Annotated in this window: 19 protein-coding genes; 15 read left to right on the top strand and 4 right to left on the bottom strand. The window is 68.2% G+C overall.

What is annotated here, in order from left to right; all coding sequences use genetic code 11:
* A partial coding sequence (bamA, locus tag CRO39_RS20050) for an outer membrane protein assembly factor BamA (protein WP_097123755.1) occupies positions 1–1,221 on the top strand: 1,221 nt, incomplete at its 5' end.
* 60 nt (positions 1,222–1,281) lie between these two features.
* Here bamA and CRO39_RS20045 read toward each other — a convergent pair.
* Positions 1,282–1,956, bottom strand: a complete 675-nt coding sequence (locus CRO39_RS20045) for a class I SAM-dependent methyltransferase (RefSeq protein ID WP_097123754.1) — start codon at positions 1,954–1,956, stop codon at positions 1,282–1,284.
* Between the two features lie 233 nt (positions 1,957–2,189).
* Between CRO39_RS20045 and CRO39_RS20040 the strand changes: the two genes are divergently transcribed.
* On the top strand, positions 2,190–2,459 hold the full coding sequence (locus CRO39_RS20040; RefSeq protein ID WP_097123753.1) for a hypothetical protein: 270 nt from the start codon (positions 2,190–2,192) through the stop codon (positions 2,457–2,459).
* A gap of 48 nt (positions 2,460–2,507) precedes the next feature.
* Positions 2,508–2,858: a hypothetical protein gene (locus CRO39_RS20035; RefSeq protein ID WP_097123752.1), complete on the top strand. Its 351-nt coding sequence runs from the start codon at positions 2,508–2,510 to the stop codon at positions 2,856–2,858.
* A 31-nt stretch (positions 2,859–2,889) separates the two neighbouring features.
* On the opposite strand, the gene cydX is transcribed toward CRO39_RS20035, so the two are convergent.
* Genes cydX through CRO39_RS20020 form a run of 3 tightly spaced genes read right to left on the bottom strand, consistent with a single transcriptional unit; the run spans position 2,890 to position 5,793 of the window.
* A complete protein-coding gene (gene cydX, locus CRO39_RS20030; RefSeq protein ID WP_097123751.1) occupies positions 2,890–3,030 on the bottom strand; it encodes a cytochrome bd-I oxidase subunit CydX in 141 nt (46 codons plus the stop codon).
* Positions 3,031–3,051: 21 nt separating this feature from the next.
* On the bottom strand, positions 3,052–4,200 hold the full coding sequence (gene cydB / locus CRO39_RS20025; RefSeq protein WP_097123750.1) for a cytochrome d ubiquinol oxidase subunit II: 1,149 nt from the start codon (positions 4,198–4,200) through the stop codon (positions 3,052–3,054).
* Between the two features lie 18 nt (positions 4,201–4,218).
* Entirely contained in the window at positions 4,219–5,793 is a 1,575-nt protein-coding gene (locus tag CRO39_RS20020; protein ID WP_097123749.1) for a cytochrome ubiquinol oxidase subunit I, read from the bottom strand.
* Between the two features lie 201 nt (positions 5,794–5,994).
* On the opposite strand from CRO39_RS20020, the gene ccoN reads away from it, so the two are divergent.
* The 12 genes from ccoN (at position 5,995) to cydC (ending at position 18,638) form a co-directional block, all read left to right on the top strand.
* On the top strand, positions 5,995–7,434 hold the full coding sequence (gene ccoN / locus CRO39_RS20015) for a cytochrome-c oxidase, cbb3-type subunit I (protein WP_097123757.1): 1,440 nt from the start codon (positions 5,995–5,997) through the stop codon (positions 7,432–7,434).
* 9 nt (positions 7,435–7,443) lie between these two features.
* Positions 7,444–8,064, top strand: coding sequence for a cytochrome-c oxidase, cbb3-type subunit II (ccoO, locus tag CRO39_RS20010; RefSeq protein WP_097123748.1), 621 nt, complete (start codon positions 7,444–7,446; stop codon positions 8,062–8,064).
* 3 nt (positions 8,065–8,067) lie between these two features.
* On the top strand, positions 8,068–8,208 hold the full coding sequence (locus tag CRO39_RS20005; RefSeq protein WP_097123747.1) for a cbb3-type cytochrome oxidase subunit 3: 141 nt from the start codon (positions 8,068–8,070) through the stop codon (positions 8,206–8,208).
* Positions 8,205–9,137, top strand: coding sequence for a cytochrome-c oxidase, cbb3-type subunit III (gene ccoP, locus CRO39_RS20000; protein WP_097123746.1), 933 nt, complete (start codon positions 8,205–8,207; stop codon positions 9,135–9,137). Before CRO39_RS20005 ends, ccoP begins: the two co-directional genes overlap by 4 nt.
* The gene (locus CRO39_RS19995; RefSeq protein ID WP_097123745.1) at positions 9,134–9,430 is read left to right on the top strand and encodes a hypothetical protein; all 297 of its coding nucleotides are present in this window, start codon (positions 9,134–9,136) and stop codon (positions 9,428–9,430) included. Before ccoP ends, CRO39_RS19995 begins: the two co-directional genes overlap by 4 nt.
* A 250-nt stretch (positions 9,431–9,680) precedes the next feature.
* The gene (locus CRO39_RS19990) at positions 9,681–11,246 is read left to right on the top strand and encodes a 4Fe-4S dicluster domain-containing protein (RefSeq protein ID WP_097123744.1); all 1,566 of its coding nucleotides are present in this window, start codon (positions 9,681–9,683) and stop codon (positions 11,244–11,246) included.
* Positions 11,243–11,743 (top strand): FixH family protein, encoded by a 501-nt coding sequence (locus CRO39_RS19985; protein ID WP_097123743.1) that lies wholly within the window; start codon positions 11,243–11,245, stop codon positions 11,741–11,743. Before CRO39_RS19990 ends, CRO39_RS19985 begins: the two co-directional genes overlap by 4 nt.
* Positions 11,744–11,759: 16 nt before the next feature.
* On the top strand, positions 11,760–14,282 hold the full coding sequence (locus tag CRO39_RS19980; protein WP_097123742.1) for a heavy metal translocating P-type ATPase: 2,523 nt from the start codon (positions 11,760–11,762) through the stop codon (positions 14,280–14,282).
* The gene (gene ccoS / locus CRO39_RS19975; protein WP_097123741.1) at positions 14,279–14,464 is read left to right on the top strand and encodes a cbb3-type cytochrome oxidase assembly protein CcoS; all 186 of its coding nucleotides are present in this window, start codon (positions 14,279–14,281) and stop codon (positions 14,462–14,464) included. Before CRO39_RS19980 ends, ccoS begins: the two co-directional genes overlap by 4 nt.
* Complete coding sequence (locus CRO39_RS19970; protein ID WP_097123740.1) at positions 14,454–15,179, top strand: sulfite exporter TauE/SafE family protein; 726 nt, start codon at positions 14,454–14,456, stop codon at positions 15,177–15,179. The genes ccoS and CRO39_RS19970 overlap by 11 nt, the downstream gene beginning before the upstream one ends.
* Positions 15,139–16,953, top strand: coding sequence for a thiol reductant ABC exporter subunit CydD (gene cydD, locus CRO39_RS19965; RefSeq protein WP_097123739.1), 1,815 nt, complete (start codon positions 15,139–15,141; stop codon positions 16,951–16,953). Before CRO39_RS19970 ends, cydD begins: the two co-directional genes overlap by 41 nt.
* Positions 16,950–18,638 carry a thiol reductant ABC exporter subunit CydC gene (gene cydC / locus CRO39_RS19960; protein ID WP_097123756.1) on the top strand — a complete coding sequence of 563 codons (1,689 nt, stop codon included), beginning with the start codon at positions 16,950–16,952 and terminating at the stop codon, positions 18,636–18,638. The genes cydD and cydC overlap by 4 nt, the downstream gene beginning before the upstream one ends.
* Positions 18,639–19,147 lie beyond the last annotated feature (509 nt).

The following is a 19,147-nucleotide window of genomic DNA, read 5'->3' as shown; positions in this document are numbered from 1 at the left end:
CGGCTGGGCTATTTCGAAACCGTCGATGTCGAAACCCCTGCCGTCCCCGGCACCAACGACCAGGTCGACGTGGTCTACAACGTCAAGGAAACCACGTCGGGAAGTTTCACTTTCGGCCTGGGCTACTCGCAATCCTATGGTCTGACCGCATCCACCGAACTGTCGCAGAACAATTTCCTCGGCAGCGGCAACCGCGCCGCGGTCAGCGCCGCGCGCAGCAGCTACCAGGAGAAGTACGGTTTCTCGTTCGTCAATCCCTACTTCACCGACGACGGCGTATCGCTGGGCTACAACCTGTCCTGGAGCCAGATCGACTATTCGGACTACAACACCGCCTATTACGCCACCACCAACGCGTCGGCCAAGGCCATTCTGGGCCTACCGATTACCGAGAACGACACGATCTCGCTATCGCTGGGCATCGATTCCAACCAAGTGTCGACGTACAGCGGCTACACGCCGCAGGCGATCATCGACTACATCGACGCCATCGGCCAGCGCACCTTCCACGCCTGGCGCGGCGAACTGGGCTGGGCGCGCGATACCCGCAACGACTATTTCATGCCAACGAACGGCCTGTACCAGCGCGTGTCCGCGGAGCTGGCGCTGCCCGGTTCAACGGCCGAGTACTACAAGCTCAACTACGAGTTCTCCAAATACTGGCCGCTGGGATCGGCGGTGGTACTCAACACGCGCCTGGACCTGGGCTACGGCGACAGCTACGGCAAAAGCGCCACCCGCAACCTCTGCTACAGCGATGCCGATACCGCGCCAAGCGATCCCTGCAGCGAGTCCTCTGCGGACTACGTGAAGACCGTCACCGCCAGCGGTTTGCCGTTCTACGAGAACTTCTACGCCGGCGGCACCCGATCGGTGCGCGGATTCACCGACAACACCCTGGGCCCGCGCTCGGAAGCCACTTACTACTATTCGGATGGCCAGCCGCTGGGCGGTTCGCTGAAGACCACCGGCGCGCTGGAGCTGTATTTCCCCAAGCTGTTCAAGTCCAATGCCGCGCGCGTGTCGGCGTTCATGGATGTCGGCAACGTGTTCGACGGCGTCGACAACTTCCAGACCAGCGAGCTGCGCGCCTCGGCCGGCGTGGCGCTGCTGTGGCGCGCACCGGTCGGTCCGATCTCGATCAGCTACGCCTTTCCGCTGCGCAAGCAGGACGGCGATGAGATCGAGCGTCTGCAGTTCACCTTCGGCGGCGGGTTCTGACCGGCGCATCCGACGGCTTCTTGAATTCCTCCGGGTCCATTGCCCGCCGGCTGCGGCCTCCTAGGCCGGATTGGCGGCCGCCATGCCGCGCTGGTACTTCAGCAGGCGGCCGCGGAATGGCGGGTTGTCGCTTTCGTTGAAGCGGCTGCGCTGCTCATCCACCGAGTAGCCTTGCAGCGCCAGCGCGCGGGTGAACACGGAGCTGTTGCCGCGGCCGGGATCGGTGATCAGCACTTCCGCGCGCGGTTTGGCGTGACGCTGCAGCAGCGCCGAAAGCAGGGTGGCGTGGTTGCGTTCGTACAGTACGTCGCTGCCGATGATCAGATCGAAGCGCCCCAGCCGCGCGTCGGGAATCTCCCACGGCAGATCCCGATAGGTGACATTCGGCAATCGGTTGAGCTGCGCGTTGTGCTGCAGGAACGACTCCGCCAGCGGATGATGATCGCTGGCGGTGACATCGGCGCGGCGATGCTGCAGCACCAGGCTGGACAGGCCCAGCCCGCAGCCGATTTCCAGGATGCGCTTGCCGGCCACGTCGAATCCGCTCATCGCTTCGGCCAGCACCTGGCCGGAAGGCCATATCTGCCCGAACAGGCACCACAGCGCCGACGAGATGCCGGCGCGCTCGGCATGGCCTTGCGGATCGGCGTACTGCTGGCGGTCGCTCAGGGCGCGGATGGCGTAGTCGCGCCCGCCGATGCGCAGGGCGATGTTGCGTGTGAGGTAGCCCGGCATGGGGCGCTCCCGTGGAGATACCCCTGCGGTCGGAAGGCACGGGTAACGGGGAAGGGAGCGAAACGGCGACGAGGTCCGGCCGGGCGAAACGCGCTCGAAATACGGGTTGCCTGCCCACTGTACGCCTGCAGCGGGCACTAAGCCATCGCTGGACGGGCCTGCGACCGGCTCCAGTTCACATTGGCGGGCGGCAAAGAGCGCATACTGGCCGCTTCCCGTATGGGGTCGGCTTCATGAAGAACCATGTCGAATGGTTCAAGTTTCACCTCCGCAACGGCCAGAGCATCGGTCCGAGCGCGTTGCGTGCCTTGTGGGCCGATGCCTGCGGAACGCTGGACATCAGCGTCAGCCGCAATGTGCAGACGCTCGGTCCGCACACCACCACCGTCTATTCGCTGCATGGCTCCCCGAGGTTGCAGAACCTGGCGGTGGTCGAAAACCGACTGCGCGAGCTGCTCGAGCAATCGAAACTGGTCGGTTCGCTGACGGTCATCCGCCATTGAGCCGGCGTCCCCGGGCCGCACGCGTTGCCGCCCCCATCGGAGCAAGACATGACTTATGACATCGGTATCGGAGTTTGCTCCGGCATAGAGGGCAACACCGTCGTGGTGAGCCTGGACAGCGCCATCGTCAGCAAGCTGATACCCAACCAGCCGTGGCGCAAATCCGGCACCAGCGTGCTGCGGCTGCGCAACAGCCTGTGCAGCACCAAGCGTCCGCCGCAGGTCGGCGACGAGGTCTATCTGGAGCGCGCTGCGCTGACCCGCACGGCCACCGCCACGCTGGATCTGCTGGGCGATGGCGAACCGATCGCGGTCGAACTGAAGCAGTTGCTGACCGATCTGGATCCGCAGCCGCCGGTTGCGATGGCGGTCGGCAAGGGCCGTGCCCGCCGCTGGTAATAGCGTGGCGGCGCGCCAGCGGCGCCGGCGCTTACTGCGGCGGCTGGTTGGCGGACTTGTCGTCGGCCAGCGCGCTGGCGCGATCGGATTCGCGCATCTCGTACCACATGCCGTTGAGGATGGCGAAGCTGGCCGCCAGGCCGACGCCGAGTATCCACGAGAAATACCACATGCCGGTGTCTCCTAGAGCGCGCTAGTACGAATTGGGGTTGTCGCCCAGGCTGCTGCCGCCGACCTTGCCGCGCAGCACGCTGAACACCCAGGCGGTATAAAGCAGCACGATGGGCAGGAACAACGCGGTGACCAGCAGCATGATGAACAGCGTCATGTGGCTGGAAGAGGCGTCCCATAGGGTCAGGCTTGCGCCGGGCTGGGTCGATGACGGCAGCAGGAACGGGAACACCGCCAGTCCCTCGGTCAGGATGATGCTGGCGATGGCGACCGACGAAGCCAGGAACGCGGCCATCGCCCTGTTCGCGCGCAACATCAGCGCGCAGACCAGTGCGCCGCCCACGCCCAGCGCCGGCAGCAGCCAGGTCCATGGCATGGCTTGGTAGTTGCGCATCCACGCGCCCGATTCGGCCACCACCTGCTTGGCCAGCGGATTGGAAGGGCCGGCCGGATCCAGCGTGCCGACGACGGCATAGCCGGGAATCCCCAGCGCCAGCCAGATCCCGCCCAGCGCGAACAGCACCGCGGTAGCGACCGCGGCCATTGCGCCCAGCCGGCGCGCGCGCTCGGAAACCGCGCCTTCGGTCTTGATGGCCAGCATGCCGGCGCCGTGCATGGCCAGCATCGCCACGCTGACCAGCCCGCACAGCAGCGCGAACGGAGTCAGCAGGCCGAACAGTCCGCCGGTGTAGATGGGCCGCAGGTTGTCGTCGAAGTGGAACGGCACGCCCAGCACCACATTGCCCATCGCCACGCCGAAGATCAGCGCCGGCACGAAGCCGCCGACGAACAGCGCCCAGTCCCACACGCTGCGCCAGCGCGGGTCCTGGACCTTGCTGCGGAACTTGAAGCCGACCGGGCGCAGGATCAGCGCGACCAGGATCAGGAACATGGCCAGGTAGAAGCCGGAGAAACTCACCGCGTACAGCGCCGGAAACGCGGCGAAGATGGCGCCGCCGCCCAGGATCAGCCAGACCTGGTTGCCTTCCCAGACCGGGCCGATCACGTTGATCACGACCCGGCGTTCCTCGTCGCTGCGCGCCACCGCCGGCAACAGCGTGGCCACGCCCAGGTCGAAACCGTCCATCACCGCAAAGCCGATCAGCAGGATGCCCAGCAGCAGCCACCAGATCATCCGCAGCGTGCCGTAATCGAGAGGAATGGTATCCATGAGGTAGCTCCTGTGCGGTCAGGCGGCGGTGGCGGCGGTCTGGCCGGCACCGGTGGAGGATTCCAGCGCGTCGGCCACATCGTCCGGCCCTTTCAGGATCAGCTTGCGCATCAGCCAGACTTCCACCACCGCCAGCACCGTGTAGATGAGCACGAAGCCGCTGAGTGTGATCAGGATCTGGTGCAACTGCAGGCCCGAGGCGGCGAAGAAGGTCGGCAGCACGCCGTCGATGATCCACGGTTGCCGCCCGTACTCGGCGATCAGCCAGCCGGATTCGATGGCAACCCACGGCAGCGGCAGGCTGTAGAAGGCCAGCTTCAGGAACCAGCGGTACTTGTCCAGCCGCTGCGTGGTCGCCAGCCAGAACGCGATGGCGAAGAAGGCGATGAAGTAGAAGCCAAGCGCCACCATCAGCCGGAAGCTCCAGAACAGCGGCGCCACCCGCGGCACGGTGTCGAACGCGGCCTTGACGATTTCCTCTTCGCTGGCGTTGCCGATGTCCTCGCGATAGCGCTTGAGCAGCAGCGCATGGCCGATGTCGCGCCAGTTGGCCTCGAACACCTCGCGTGCCTGCGCATTGTCGCGGTCGGCGCGGAACTGCTGCAGCGCCTCGTAGGCGACCACGCCGTTGCGGATGCGCCCTTCGGCGCGTTCGACCAGCTCCAGGATGCCCGGCATCTCGGTATTCAGCGAACGGGTGCCGATGATGCCCATCACGTACGGAATATGCAGCGCATAGCGGTTGCTGCGGGTCTCCTGGTCGGGAATGGCGAAGGCGTTGAAGCCGGCCGGGGCCGGTTCGGTCTCCCACATCGCCTCGATCACCGCCAGCTTCATCTTCTGGCTCTCGCCGGTGACGTAGCCGCTCTCGTCGCCCAGCACCACCACCGACAGCGAAGCGGCCAGGCCGAAGCTGGCGGCCACCGCCATCGAGCGCTTGGCCAGGTCGGCGTGGCGGCCGCGCAGCAGGTAGAACGCGCTGATCGCCATCACGAACATCGCCCCGGTCACGTAGCCGGCGCTGACCGTGTGCACGAACTTGGATTGCGCCACCGGATTGAACAGCACTGCGGCGAAGTCGGTGATCTCCATCCGCATCGTGTCCGGGTTGAACACCGCGCCGACCGGGTTCTGCATCCAGCCGTTGGCGATCAGGATCCACAGCGCGGAGAAGTTGGCGCCCAGCGCCACCAGCCAGGTCACCATCAGGTGCTTCACCTTCGACAGCCGGTTCCAGCCGAAGAAGAACAGGCCGATGAAGGTCGCTTCCAGGAAGAACGCCATCAGCCCCTCGATGGCCAGCGGCGCGCCGAAGATGTCGCCGACGTAGTGGCTGTAATAGGACCAGTTGGTGCCGAACTGGAACTCCATGACGATGCCGGTGGCCACGCCCATGGCGAAGTTGATGCCGAACAGCGTGCCCCAGAACAGCGTCATCCGCCGCCAGATGTCGCGCCCGGTCATCACGTAGACGCTTTCCATGATGGCCAGCATGAACGACAGGCCCAGCGTCAGCGGCACGAACAGGAAGTGGTACATCGCCGTCAGCGCGAACTGCAGGCGGGACAGGTCGACGACAGTCATATCCGGCATGGCAACGGCTCCGCGGAGGATGCAGGCAATTCTAGCGCCGCTCTGAGACGGCGACAGCGACATTCTGTCGCACCCGGCTCGGCACCGGTTGCGTAGACCATACGCGCATTCCGGGGACGGATACCGAGATTGATCCAGATCAATGCCGGGAATCTGAACAGGGGCGAGGATCGCCCCATCAATGCTGAGGAGCACGGTCGCATGCAAGGCGTCCAGGGGACCTATAACGACAAGGTGGTGCGCCAGTTCGCGGTAATGACCGTGGTCTGGGGCATCGTGGGAATGACCGTAGGGGTGCTGATCGCCGCCCAGCTGTACTGGCCGGCGCTCAACTTCGATCTGCCGTGGCTCAGCTACGGCCGGCTGCGGCCGCTGCATACCAATGCGGTGATCTTCGCCTTCGGCGGCAGCGCGCTGTTCGCCACCAGCCTGCATGTGGTGCAGCGCACCTGCCATGTGCGGCTGCTGTCAGACAAGCTGGCGGCGTTCGTGTTCTGGGGCTGGCAGGCGGTCATCCTGGCCGCCGCCATCACCCTGCCGCTGGGCCTGACCCAGGGCAAGGAATACGCCGAGCTGGAATGGCCCATCGACATCCTGATCGCGGTGGTGTGGGTGTCCTATGCGGTGCTGTTCTTCGGCACGATCGCCAAGCGCAAGGTCAAGCACATCTACGTGGCCAACTGGTTCTACGGCAGCTTCATCATCGCCGTGGCGCTGCTGCACATCGTCAACAACATCTCCATTCCGGTCGGGTTGGCCAAGTCCTACCCGGTCTACAGCGGTGCGGTCGATGCGATGGTGCAGTGGTGGTACGGCCATAACGCGGTCGGCTTCTTCCTGACCGCCGGCTTCCTGGGCATGATGTACTACTTCGTGCCCAAGCAGGCCGGGCGCCCGGTGTACTCGTACCGGCTGTCCATCGTGCACTTCTGGGCGCTGATTGCCGTGTACATGTGGGCCGGCCCGCACCACCTGCACTACACCGCGTTGCCGGACTGGGCGCAGTCGCTGGGCATGGTGTTCTCGCTGATCCTGCTGGCGCCGTCGTGGGGTGGCGCGCTCAACGGCATCATGACCCTGTCCGGGGTGTGGCACAAACTGCGCACCGACCCGATCCTGAAGTTCCTGATCGTGGCCATCTCGTTCTACATGATCGCCACCTTCGAGGGACCGATGATGTCGATCAAGACGGTCAACTCGCTGAGCCACTACACCGACTGGACCGTGGGCCACGTGCACGCCGGCGCGCTGGGCTGGGTGGCGATGATCTCGGTAGGTTCCATCTACGCGCTGCTGCCCAAGCTGCTGGGGCGCGAGCAGATGTACTCGGTCAAGCTGATCGACACCCACTTCTGGATGCATACGCTGGGCGTGGTGTTCTACATCGCCTCGATGTGGATCGCCGGGGTGATGCAGGGGCTGATGTGGCGCGCCACCAACGACGACGGCACGCTGACCTACAGCTTCGTCGAATCGCTCAACGCGACCTATCCGTATTACCTGATCCGGCTCGGCGGCGGACTGCTGGTGCTGGCCGGCATGGGACTGATGGCCTGGAACACCTGGAAGACCTTCGCGCAGGCCCGCGACAACGTGCCGCAGGCCATCCTGCCGCCAGACATCTCCGAAGCGCGGGCCTGAGGACCGGACATGAGCAACAACAACTCACACGAAAAAGTCGAGAAGAACGTCGGCCTGATGGCGGTGCTGATCGCGGTGGCGGTGTCGTTCGGCGGCCTGGCCGAAATCGTCCCGCTGATGTACCAGGCCGAAGCCATCGAGCCGCTGGAAGGGGTCAAGCCGTACCCGGCGCTGGAGCTGGCCGGCCGCGACATCTACGTGCGCGAGGGCTGCTACAACTGCCATTCGCAGATGGTGCGCACGCTGCGTTTCGAAAGCGAACGCTACGGCCACTACTCGCTGGCCGGCGAATCGGTCTATGACCGTCCGTTCCAGTGGGGCAGCAAGCGCACCGGCCCGGACCTGGCCCGCGTCGGCGGCCGCTACCCGGACGACTGGCACCGCGTGCACATGAACAATCCGCGCGACGTGGTGCCCGAATCCAACATGCCGGGCTTCCCGTGGCTGGAAAAGAACCAGTTGGACGGCCAGAGCGTGGCGCGCCGCATGCGCGCGCTGCAGACCCTGGGCGATCCGTACAGCGATGCCGAAATCGAACAGGCGCCGGCCGAGATCCAGGGCAAGAGCGAACTCGATGCGGTGGTCGCCTATCTGCAGTCATTGGGCAAGCATGCCCCGAAGGGGGGCTGAGACATGGTTTCCGGAATCGTTACCGCAGTACTGCTGGCGCTGTTCATCGGCGGCTGGATCTGGGCGTGGAGCCCGAGGCGCAAGCGTGAATTCGAGGATGCGGCACGGCTGCCGCTGAGCGACGGCGAGGAGGGCAACCCATGAGCATCAGCTGGTCGTGGTATGTCATCGCGCTGGTGGCGCTGAACATCCTGGGTTGCGTGTGGCTGTTGTGGTGGACCGCGCGGCGCCGCCCGGGCGATCCCGCGCCGGAGGAAACCAGCCACGTCTGGGACGGCGATCTGACCGAGTACAACAAGCCGCTGCCGCGCTGGTGGATCAACCTGTTCTACCTGACCATCGTGTTCGGCGTGGGCTACCTGTTCTGGTACGGCGGCCTGGGCGGATTCTCCGGTTACGGCAAGTGGTCCTCGGCATCGGAACATGCGGCCAAGAAGGCGGTGGAGGATCGCAAGCTGGAGGAAACCTTCCGCCCCTACGACAACCAGCCGATCGATGCGCTGGCCGGGGATCCGAAGGCGCTGGCGCTGGGACGTTCCATCTTCAACAACACCTGCGCCACCTGCCATGGCTCCTCCGCGCAGGGCGCGACCGGCTACCCCAACCTCACCGACCAGATCTGGCACTGGGGCGGCTCGCCGGAGAAGATCCTGGAAACCGTGCTGGACGGCCGCCAGGGCATCATGCCGGAGTGGGGCACGGTGCTGACCGGCATGGGCGGGGCGAACGCAGTCGACTACACCATCGCCTACATGCGCACGCTGGGCAACCCGGAAGCGTTGCGCAACGACTTTCTGGCCGCGCAAGGCAAGAAGCTCTATGAAGGCGTCTGCGTGGCCTGCCACGGCATCGACGGCAAGGGCAACCAGGACCTGGGCGCACCGGATCTGACCGATGGCTACTGGCTGTACGGCAGCAGCAAGGAAAGCCTGCAGCAGACCATCACCGCCGGCCGCCAGGGCACCATGCCGGCGCACCGCGACACCCTGGGCGAAACCCGCTCGCGGCTGGTGGCGGCCTATGTCTGGTCGCTGTCGAACGCGCCGCTCGAGAGCGCTGGCAGCGGACCATGACCGACTTCAGCGAACGCCGCCTCGAGCACGCGCCGCGCCCCCTGGCCCAGCGCCTGGGGGCCATCGTGTGGCCGAGCTTCTTCGCTGCCGGCGTCGCCACCATGGTGTTCTTCGCCTTCGTCGACCCGCTGATGCTGCGCGATGCGACGTTCCCGGACCTGCCGCTGACCCGCGAGATCGGCTACAGCATCGGGTTCTTCATGTTCTGGCTGGCGACCGCCTCGTCCAGCCTGTTCACCTGGATCCTGCTGCGCCCGGCCAGCCGCTTCAACCGCGCCCTGCCGCCGGACTGACCAGGCGGCGCCATCCGATGTTCCGCCCAGATTTCCAGCTGCACCCGTACCGCTGCTGCGACAACCGGTCGCTTCCGCGCGCGGCCGGAATCGGCACACTGGTCCGCTTGTCCTTCGCCGTTTGCCAGCCACCCGCCACGCCGGCCCTGCCGCCGGCCAAGCCTCCTCCCATGACCGCGATTTCCCACTCTCCTGCCTGCCGCGCCCTTGCGGCCACGCCCGGTTCCATTGCACCTGCAGGAGACGCGTCTTGAACCGCAAGATTCCCATCGATGTGGTGGACGCGCAGGGCAACTCGTTCTATGTCAGCGAGCGCAAGGTCTATCCGCGCGATGTTTCCGGCCTTTTCAACCGGCTGCGGGTGGCGGCGGTGGTGTGGCTGCTGGGCATGTTCTACGTGTTTCCGTGGCTGCGCTGGGATGGCCGCCAGGCGGTGCTGTTCGACCTGCCGGCGCGCAAGTTCTATGTGTTCGGCCTGGCGTTCTGGCCGCAGGATTTCCTGTTCCTGGCGCTGCTGCTGATCATCGCGGCGATGGCGCTGTTCTTCTTCACCGCGCTGGCCGGCCGCCTGTGGTGCGGCTACGCCTGTCCGCAGACGGTGTGGACCGAGGTGTTCCTGTGGATGGAGCGCTGGACCGAAGGCGACCGCAGCCGGCGGATGAAGCTCGACGCCGGTCCGTGGAACGGCGAGAAGATCCTGCGCAAGGGCGGCAAGCACCTGCTGTGGCTGCTGTTCGCGCTGTGGACCGGCTTCACCTTCGTCGGCTTCTTCACGCCCATCGTGGATCTGGCCGCGCGCATGCCGCTGCTGGGCGCCGCGCCGGGCTGGGGCGGCTGGGAAACGTTCTGGGTGCTGTTCTACGCGCTGGCTACCTGGGGCAATGCCGGCTTCCTGCGCGAGCAGGTGTGCAAGTACATGTGCCCGTATGCGCGCTTCCAGAGCGCCATGTTCGACCGCAACACCCTGATCATCGCCTACGACCCGATGCGCGGCGAGCCGCGCGGCCCGCGCAAGCGCGGCATGGCCAGCGTGCTGGAGCGGGCGCGCGGATTGCTGGACAAGGTCACCGCCTACGACTACGTGTTCCGCGCCAACCAGCATCCCACCGCGGCCGACAACCGGCTGCAGGCGCATGGCACCATCACCTTCGCCGGCGCCGGCGTGCATGCAGAGCCGTTGCCCAAGTTCGCGCCCGAGCAGCTGGGCGACTGCATCGACTGCACGATCTGCGTACAGGTCTGCCCGACCGGCATCGACATCCGCAACGGCCTGCAGTACGAATGCATCGCCTGCGGCGCCTGCATCGACGCCTGCGACGAGGTGATGGCCAAGATGGGCTACCCGGACGGACTGATCCGCTACTCGACCCAGAACGCGATCGACGGCAAACCGACCCGGGTGGTACGGCCGCGGGTGATCGTCTACGGCCTGCTGCTGCTGGGACTGCTGCTTGCCTGGGGTTGGGGCGTGACCCACCGCAGCGAACTGATCGCCGAGGTGCTGCGCGACCGCAACGCGCTGTACCGCCAGACCGCGCAGGGCACGGTGGAGAACGACTACACGCTGAAGCTGATCAACAAGGACAACGTCGAGCACCAGTACCGCATCGTTCTGCAGTCGGACACGGCCGGCATCGTCCTCAAGCAGGCGCCGGTGATTGCGCAGGCCGGGCCGGAGCAGGTGCTGTCGCTGTCGGTGACCGCGGTTGCCCCGGACAGCCTCAGTGGCCGCCACCCCGTGCGTTTCCGGATTGAGCGCAGCGATGGCCAGGCGCAGACTTCCATCGACAGCAGTTTCTTTGGGCCTCTGAAATGAACCAGCAGAAAAAATGGTGGCGCGAACCGATGATCTGGCTGGTGGCAGGCTTGCCGCTGGCTTCCATCGTGGCCGGTGTCGGCCTGGTGGTGATCGCGGTAAACAGCGGCGGCGCCGACACGGTGACCGACCGGGTGCAGCGGGTGGCGCAGATCCAGACCGCCGATCTGGGGCCGGACCAGCAGGCCGCGGGAATGAAGCTCAGCGCGGTCATGCGGGCAGACGACGGCGTGATCGAAGTGCTGCCGGTGTCGGGAGAGTTTCCGCGCGATCAGCCGCTTTCGTTGCGCCTGACCCACCCGGCCCAGGCCAAGGCCGACCTGCAGCTGGAGCTGGCGCCGACGGCGACCGGATGGCGGCTGGGTACCGAACTCGATTCCAGCCACGACTGGGGCCTGGAACTGGCCCCGGCCGACAATCGCTGGCGCCTGCGCGGGCGGCTGCCGCGCATGCAGCACGCGGCCCATCTGGCGCCGTCGCTGGCCGCGGCTCGATAGCGATACCGCCACCGCGATGGAAGGCTCCCGCCACTTCGGCACCTGCTACCACTGCGGCGAACCGCTGCCGGCCGCGCCGGTGCAGGCGGAGGCCGATGGGCAGACGCAGGCCTTCTGCTGCCAGGGTTGCGCCGCCGCGGCCGAATGGATACGCCAGGCCGATCTGCAGGGCTATTACCGCCTGCGCAGCGCCGCCGCCGCGCGGGTCGGCACCGAACCGCTGGACCTGGGCGTCTGGGACCGCGAGGAAGTGCTGGCCGAGCACAGCCATGCCATCGAAGGCGGCCGCGAAATCACCCTGCTGACCGACGGCATGCGCTGCGCCGCCTGCGCCTGGCTGATCGACCGCGCGCTGGCGCGCGAACCGGGCGTGCTCGACAGCAGCGCCAACGCCGTCACCGGCCGCATCCGCATCGCCTGGGATCCCGCACGGACCGCGTTGTCGCAGCCGCTGGCCCGGCTGGCCATGCTGGGCTACCGGCCGTACCTGGCCGGCGGGCAGGCGCGCGAACAGGCGCGCCAGGCCGAGCGCCGGCGCTGGCTGTTGCGGCTGGGCGTGGCCGGACTGGGCGCGTTGCAGGCGATGATGCTGGCCGAAGCGCTGTACCTGGACGTCGGCCGCACGATGTCGATACCCACGCGCGACTTCTTCCGCTGGCTGACCTTCCTGCTGTCCACGCCAGTGGTGTTCTACGCCGGCTGGCCGTTCCTGGAAGGCGCCTGGCGCGAACTGCGCAACCGCCAGCTGGGCATGGATACGCTGATCGCCGGCTCCACGCTGCTGGCCTATTTCGCCAGCCTGATCGAAACCGTCCGCGGCGGCCCGCATGTCTGGTACGACGCCGCGGTGATGTTCGTGTTCCTGCTGCTGGCCGCGCGCATGCTGGAACAGCGCGCGCGCAATATCGCCACCTCGCAGGTCGATGCGCTGGCGCGGGCGCGGCCGGCGTTCGCCACCCGCGAAAACGACGACGGCAGCCGCCAGTCGGTGCCGGTATCGGCGCTGCTGGCCGGCGACGTGGTGCGGGTGGCCGAAGGCGACGGCGTACCGGCCGACGGCGTGCTGCTGAGCGACCAGGCCGCGTTCGAAGAGGCGCTGCTGACCGGCGAATCGGCGCCGGTGCAAAAGCGCGCCGGCGCCGATGTCTACGCCGGCACCTTGTGCCTGCAGCGCCCGGCCAGGTTGCAGGTGACCCAGACCGGTGCCGGCACCCGGCTGTCGCAGCTGGCCCGGCTGGTCGAACAGGCGCAGGCGCACCGGCCGCCTATCGCGCGGCTGGCCGATCGCATCGGCAGCCGGTTCGTGCGCGCGCTGCTGCTGTCGGCGGTGGCGATCTTCGTGTTCTGGCGTTGGCACGATCCGGCCCGCGCCTTCGAAGTGACGCTGGCCTGGCTGGTCATCAGCTGCCCTTGCGCGCTGTCGCTGTCGGTACCGGCGGCGCTGGCGGCCGCGCACGGCACGCTGGCGCGCTGGGGCGTGCTGGCCACGCGCGCCGATGCGCTGGATTCGCTGGCGCAGGCGACCGACATCGTGTTCGACAAGACCGGCACGCTGACCGATGCGCAACCTGCGCTGGCCGGCGTGCAGGCGCTGGGCGATATCAGCGAACACGAGGCCCTGCGGATTGCCGCGGCGCTGGAACGCGACAGCCGGCATCCGATCGCGGCGGCGTTCCGTGGCGTACAGACGGGCAGCGCCAGCGAAGTCGAAACGGTCGCCGGCCATGGCGTGATCGGCATCGTCGACGGCCGCCGCTGGCGGCTGGGCACGGCCGCATTCGCCTGTGGGGAAACCTGCGGCGACGGCCTGTGGCTGGGCGATGGCCGCCGCGCGCAGGCGCGCTTCGAACTGGCCGAACAACTGCGCCCGGATGCCTACCAAGCCATCGCCGCGTTGCGCGGCAGCGGCCTGTCGGTGCACCTGGCCAGTGGCGATCAGGCCGGCGCAGTGGCGCGCACCGCCGCCGCGCTGGGAGTCGCCAGCGCGCATGCGCGGCAGTTGCCGGAGCAGAAACTGGCGCGGGTGCGCGAACTGCAGGCCGCCGGCCGGGTAGTGGCGATGGTCGGCGACGGCCTCAACGATGCGCCGGTGCTGGCCGGCGCCGACGTATCGATCGCGATGGGCGAGGGCGCTCCGCTGGCGCAGCATGCCGCCGATCTGGTGGTGACCGGCAACGTGCTGTCGCGGATACCGGCGGCCATTGCGCTGGCGCGCAAGACGCGGCGGGTGATCCGGCAGAACCTGGCATGGGCGGTGGCTTACAACCTGGTAGCGCTGCCGCTGGCGGCGGCGGGCCTGGTGACGCCATGGGTCGCGGCGCTGGGGATGGCGTTATCCTCGCTGACCGTCACCGTCAACGCGCTGCGGCTGGCGCGGACTGCGGACGGGATGCCGGCGGACGGCGTGCCTTCCGACAGCATGCCTTCCAGCAGCAGGCTTCCCGGCAGCATGCTTCCGGAAGACCTGCTCCCGACGACCGTCTCCGCAGACGGCCCATCCGAAACGCGCGCGCACCAGAAGAGCCTGGCCACACCATGAACATCCTGCTGGTCCTGATTCCCATCAGCCTGGTCCTGCTTGGACTGGCGGTCGCCGCGTTCTTCTGGGCGGTGCGGCGCGGCCAGTTCGACGATCTGGACGGCGCCGCGCTGGACATCCTGGACGACGAACCGCCAGCGCCGCCGCCGGCCGCACCGCGGGTTCCGCGCGATGCCGATTGACGGTTTGACCCTGCTGGCCGCGTTGTTGAGCGGCCTGCTTGGCAGTGTCCATTGCGCGGCGATGTGCGGCGGCATCGCCACCGGGTTTTCGGCGCTGTCGCCGCAGGGCGGCTGGACGCAGGCCTGGCAGCTCAACCTGGGCCGGGTCGGCGGCTATGTGCTGGCCGGGCTGATCGTCGGCGGGGTCGGCGGCGGCCTGCTGACGGTGCTGCGGCTGGATGGACTGGCCGCGGCGATGCGGCTGGCGGTCGGCGCGGTGCTGGTGCTGATCGCCTTGCGCCTGCTGGACAACCGGGGACGGTTCAATTTCCTCGCCCGGCCGGGCGCGCGGCTGTGGCGATGGTTGCAACCGCTGCAGGCGCGCCTGCTGCCGGCCAGCAACGGCTGGCAGCGGGTAGCCGCCGGTGCGCTGTGGGGCTGGCTGCCGTGCGGGCTGAGTTTCAGCCTGTTGACGGTGGCGTGGCTGCAGGGCAACGCGCGCGATGCCGCGCTGACGATGGCCGCATTCGGCCTGGGCACGCTGCCGATGATGGTGCCGTTGACCTGGTCGGGCGCGCGCCTGGGACGCTGGCTGCAACGGCCGGCCTGGCGCCGCAGCGCGGCCGCTGCCATCCTGCTGGCCGGCGTGCTGACGCTGGTCGCGCCATGGCTGGTGCGGATTCCGGTGCTGCATGATGCGCTGGCGGCGCTGGGTTGCCGCACGCTTCCCAACTGATCCGATCCCTATTGCGAGCGCCCTGTTGAGTTTGCCGAACGTTGCGGTACCGACTGCGGAAGCCAGCGCCGCCGCGCTTTCCCCGCAGCAACGCCTGCAGGCGCTGGCGGCGCCGGCGCAGCGCCGTCTGCGCATGGCCGCGCTATGCGTCTGCGCGGCGGGCGCATTGCTGGTACCGCAGGCTGCGGCCATCGCCTGGGCGGTGCAGGGCGTGTTCGCCGAAGCGGCGGCCCCGGCGCTGGCGCCGTTGGGATTGCTGCTGATCTGCGCCCTGCTGCGCGCGGCGCTGGGTTGGCTGGGCCGCTGGCTGGCCGACGATGCGGTCGAAACCATCCGCCTGCAGCTGCGCCGGCAGATCCTGCGCCGGCTGTTCGCGCGCGGGCCGCTATGGCTGCGGCAGCAACGCAGCGGCGCCGTGGCCGAGCTGATGGGCACCCATGCCGATGCGCTGGAAGGCTATTACGGCGGCTTCTGGCTGGCGCGGATGGAGGTGATGATCGTCCCGCTGCTGTTGCTGCTGGCGGTGTTCGCGGTGGACCGGGTGGTCGGGGTGATTCTGCTGCTGACGATGCCGCTGATTCCGCTGTTCATGATGCTGGTGGGTTGGGGTGCCGAGGCGGCCAGCCGACGCCAGTTGCAGGCGCTGACGCGGATGGGCGGGCACTTCGCCGATCGCCTGCGTGGCCTGGGCCTGATCCGGCTGTATGGGCGCGCCGCCGCGGAACTGGCCGGCGTCCACGCCGCCGCAGAGGAACTGCGCCTGCGCAGCCTGAAGGTGTTGCGCATCGCCTTTCTGTCGTCGGCGGTGATGGAATTCTTCGCCTCGCTCAGCGTGGCGATGATCGCGCTGTACCTGGGCCTGAGCTATCTGGGCATGCTCAACCTGCGCGGTGCGCTGCCCAGCTTGGGCGTGGGCGTATTCTGTCTGCTACTGGCGCCGGAGTTCTATGCGCCGCTGCGGCGGCTGGCCACGCATTATCACGACCGCGCCGCCGCGCTGGCGGCGGTGGGCGAAATCGAAACCGCGCTGGCGGTGCCGGACGGGAAACCGGGAACCGGGAATGGGGAAGCGGAACAGGACGGCGGTCACGCGGGTCCGACCGATGTCCACTACCAACCTTCCGCATCCGTGCAGGCCAGCCATGTGTTCCTGCGCCCGCACGGCGCCGGTCGCGATGTGCTGGCGGACCTGTCGTTTTCGCTGGCGCCGGGCCAATGGCTGGCCCTGGCCGGGCCCAGCGGCTGCGGCAAGAGCACGCTGCTGGAAGCGCTGGCCGGCTGGCTGCCCTGCCGCAGCGGCCGACTGGCGCTGCCGGCGGCCGAACGCATCGGCTACGCGCCGCAGCGGCCGTACCTGTTCCATGGCAGCCTGGCCGACAACCTGCGCCTGGCCAGGCCGGACGCCAGCTGGCAGCAACTGCGCGATGCCGCCGCGGCCGCGCAGGTGCTGGCCTTCGCCGAGCGGCTGCCGCAGGGGCTGGACACGGTGATCGGCGAACGCGGCTTCGGCCTGTCCGGCGGCGAAGCGCGGCGCGTGGCGCTGGCGCGGCTGTTCCTGCGCGATCCGGCACTGCTGCTGCTCGACGAGCCGACCGCATTCCTGGACCCGCTGACCGAAGCCGCGCTGCTGGCCGCGTTGAACGATTTCGCGCAGGGGCGGACATTGGTCATCGCCACCCACAGCGAAGCGGCGATGCGCATGGCCGGGCAGGTGCTGTGGCTGCCGGAAGGCCGTTGCTCGGCGCCGCCGCCGCGCCCGGAGACCGGCGCATGAACTGTCCCGCCGCCACCGGGTTGCGGGGCGTGTTCCGCCAGCATCGCGGCATCGCGTTGCTGACCATCGCGCTGCTGGCGGTGACGCTGCTGGCCGGCACCGGATTGCTGGCGCTGGCCGGGCATTTCCTGACCGCTGCCGCGCTGGCCGGCAGCGCCGTAGTCGGCTTCAACTTCTTCGGTCCCTCCGCCGGTATCCGTGCGCTGACCTTCATCCGCATCCTGTCGCGCTACGGCGAGAAGCTGGCCGGCCACGACGCCACGCTGCGCATCGCCCGCGACCTGCGCAGCTGGTTTTTCCGCAGCGCGCTGCCGCTGGCGCCGCTGGGGCTGGGCCGCTACCGCGTGGGCGATTTGCTGGCGCGGCTGGTGGCCGATATCGAAACCGTCGATGGCTTGCTGGTGCGCGCGCTGGGACCGCTGCTGGCGCTGGCGATATTGTCGCTGCTGGGCGTGGCCATCGCCTGGTGGGTGCTGCCGGCGGTCGGAGCGCTGTTGGCCTTGGCGCTTTTGCTGATGGCGCTGGCAATCCCATTGGCGGCGATGGCCGGCGCGCGCGCCGCCGAACGCGAACGCGCCGATGCCCGCGCCAGCCTGCGCTATGGCGTGCAGGAAGCGATCGAAGGCGCGGCCGATCTGCAGGCGCTGCAGGCGACCGCGCGCTGGATGGAGAGAATCGACCTGCAGTCGCAGGCGCTGGCGCAATGCGAACGCCGCCGCAAGCGCCGGCTGGCGCTGGGGCAGGGCCTGCACGCGACGATTGCCGCGCTGGCGCTGCCGGCGTTGTTGTGGCTGCTGCTGCAGGCGGTGCACCGGCAACAACTGGAGGCGCCGGCTGCCGGTGGCTTGCTGTTCCTCAGCGTGGCCCTGTTCGAAGCCATGGCCGCGGTCGGCCTGGCCTGGCAGTCGCTGCAGGCGGCGCTGGCCTCGGCGCGGCGGTTGCGGGAAGTGGCCGCGCAGCCGCCGCTGGTGCGCGATCCGGCCAATCCGGTTGCGGTGCCGGCGCACGGCGAACTGCGTTTCCAGCAGGTGTCGTTCCGCTGGCCGGGCGAAGCGGCGGCCCGCCGCGTGCTCGACGGCATGGACCTGACCCTGGCGCCGGGGCAGCGTATCGCCATCCACGGCGACAGCGGCACCGGCAAGTCCTCGGCGCTGGCGCTGGCGCTGCGGCTATGCGATCCGGATGCCGGGCGGGTTCTTTTCGACGGCATCGATCTGCGCGATGTCAGCCAGGCCGATTGGCATGCGCGCATCGCCTGGCTGCCGCAGGAAGCGCCGGTGTTCGCCGGCCGCGTGCGCGACAATCTGCTGATAGGCGCGCCCGATGCCGATGATGCGCGGCTCTGGCAGGTCCTGGCGCAGGTGCGGCTGGAGGAGCGCTTCCGCGGTTCGGCCGAGGGCCTGGATACCTGGGTCGGCGAAAGCGGCGCCACGCTGTCGGCCGGCCAGGCGCGCCGGCTGGCGCTGGCGCGCGCGTTGCTGCGCGATGCGCCGATCCTGCTGCTGGACGAGCCGACCGAAGGCCTGGACGAGGACACCGCACATGCGCTGCTGATCGATCTGGCCGCCGCCTGCGGCGAGCGCAGCGTGCTGATGATCAGCCACGACACCCTGCCTCCGGGCGTGGTGCACCAGCGCTACCGCCTGCAGGACGGCGTGCTGCAGGCCGAGGACACAGGCGCGTAGGGCGGGTCTTGACCTGAGGTATCCCCACTTTTTTCGAAGCCAGTCGTCCCCCTTGACCAGCCATTGAGCTGTTGAAAGACGCCGAAGAGGGTTCCTCTTTCAAGTGCGGGGAGCGCCTATTTGGAACCCGGTGGCCAGGGCAGTGCGGGACACGCCGCAAGTACCCGCTGCGCGGGCCCGGCCCGCCATCGCAGATGGCGGGCGTTCGGCGGCGCGCGAAGCGATGCTTCGCAAGCGCTTGCCTCACCCCTGTAGGCTCTTACGCGGCATCCATGCCGCGTACGGTCCCGCACCACCCTGGCCACTGGCTTCTGGACACCTGGTCGGCGCTCGAAGAAAAGCCTTTCGAAGTCGCGACCTGTCATCTGCCCAAAGGCGACGGCCGGCGGGCTGGGGGTGCGGAGAGCAGGCCATGGGTGAGCCAAGGCGGCTTGCGCGGCACTGCCGCGCGCCTTGGCGAACGCCCGGCGCGCTGCGCCGGGCCGGTTCGGTCCGCGAAGCGGAACGAG

The sequence above is a fragment of the Pseudoxanthomonas wuyuanensis genome (assembly GCF_900215535.1).
Lineage (GTDB): Bacteria > Pseudomonadota > Gammaproteobacteria > Xanthomonadales > Xanthomonadaceae > Pseudoxanthomonas_A > Pseudoxanthomonas_A wuyuanensis.
Note: the sequence above shows the minus strand (reverse complement) of the source record. Positions and strands in the feature narration are given on the sequence as shown.

What these genes read in the sequence shown, in the direction of transcription:
- CRO39_RS20020 (WP_097123749.1), bottom strand. Translation starts at nt 5,793, where the DNA reads ATGCCGGATATGACTGTCGTCGACCTGTCCCGCCTGCAGTTCGCGCTG.
- CRO39_RS20040 (WP_097123753.1), top strand. Translation starts at nt 2,190, where the DNA reads ATGAAGAACCATGTCGAATGGTTCAAGTTTCACCTCCGCAACGGCCAG.
- CRO39_RS19980 (WP_097123742.1), top strand. Translation starts at nt 11,760, where the DNA reads ATGGAAGGCTCCCGCCACTTCGGCACCTGCTACCACTGCGGCGAACCG.
- CRO39_RS19985 (WP_097123743.1), top strand. Translation starts at nt 11,243, where the DNA reads ATGAACCAGCAGAAAAAATGGTGGCGCGAACCGATGATCTGGCTGGTG.
- CRO39_RS20035 (WP_097123752.1), top strand. Translation starts at nt 2,508, where the DNA reads ATGACTTATGACATCGGTATCGGAGTTTGCTCCGGCATAGAGGGCAAC.
- ccoO (WP_097123748.1), top strand. Translation starts at nt 7,444, where the DNA reads ATGAGCAACAACAACTCACACGAAAAAGTCGAGAAGAACGTCGGCCTG.
- cydX (WP_097123751.1), bottom strand. Translation starts at nt 3,030, where the DNA reads ATGTGGTATTTCTCGTGGATACTCGGCGTCGGCCTGGCGGCCAGCTTC.
- CRO39_RS20045 (WP_097123754.1), bottom strand. Translation starts at nt 1,956, where the DNA reads ATGCCGGGCTACCTCACACGCAACATCGCCCTGCGCATCGGCGGGCGC.
- CRO39_RS19970 (WP_097123740.1), top strand. Translation starts at nt 14,454, where the DNA reads ATGCCGATTGACGGTTTGACCCTGCTGGCCGCGTTGTTGAGCGGCCTG.
- ccoN (WP_097123757.1), top strand. Translation starts at nt 5,995, where the DNA reads ATGCAAGGCGTCCAGGGGACCTATAACGACAAGGTGGTGCGCCAGTTC.
- ccoS (WP_097123741.1), top strand. Translation starts at nt 14,279, where the DNA reads ATGAACATCCTGCTGGTCCTGATTCCCATCAGCCTGGTCCTGCTTGGA.
- cydB (WP_097123750.1), bottom strand. Translation starts at nt 4,200, where the DNA reads ATGGATACCATTCCTCTCGATTACGGCACGCTGCGGATGATCTGGTGG.
- ccoP (WP_097123746.1), top strand. Translation starts at nt 8,205, where the DNA reads ATGAGCATCAGCTGGTCGTGGTATGTCATCGCGCTGGTGGCGCTGAAC.
- cydD (WP_097123739.1), top strand. Translation starts at nt 15,139, where the DNA reads ATGCGCTGGCGGCGCTGGGTTGCCGCACGCTTCCCAACTGATCCGATC.
- CRO39_RS19995 (WP_097123745.1), top strand. Translation starts at nt 9,134, where the DNA reads ATGACCGACTTCAGCGAACGCCGCCTCGAGCACGCGCCGCGCCCCCTG.
- cydC (WP_097123756.1), top strand. Translation starts at nt 16,950, where the DNA reads ATGAACTGTCCCGCCGCCACCGGGTTGCGGGGCGTGTTCCGCCAGCAT.
- CRO39_RS20005 (WP_097123747.1), top strand. Translation starts at nt 8,068, where the DNA reads ATGGTTTCCGGAATCGTTACCGCAGTACTGCTGGCGCTGTTCATCGGC.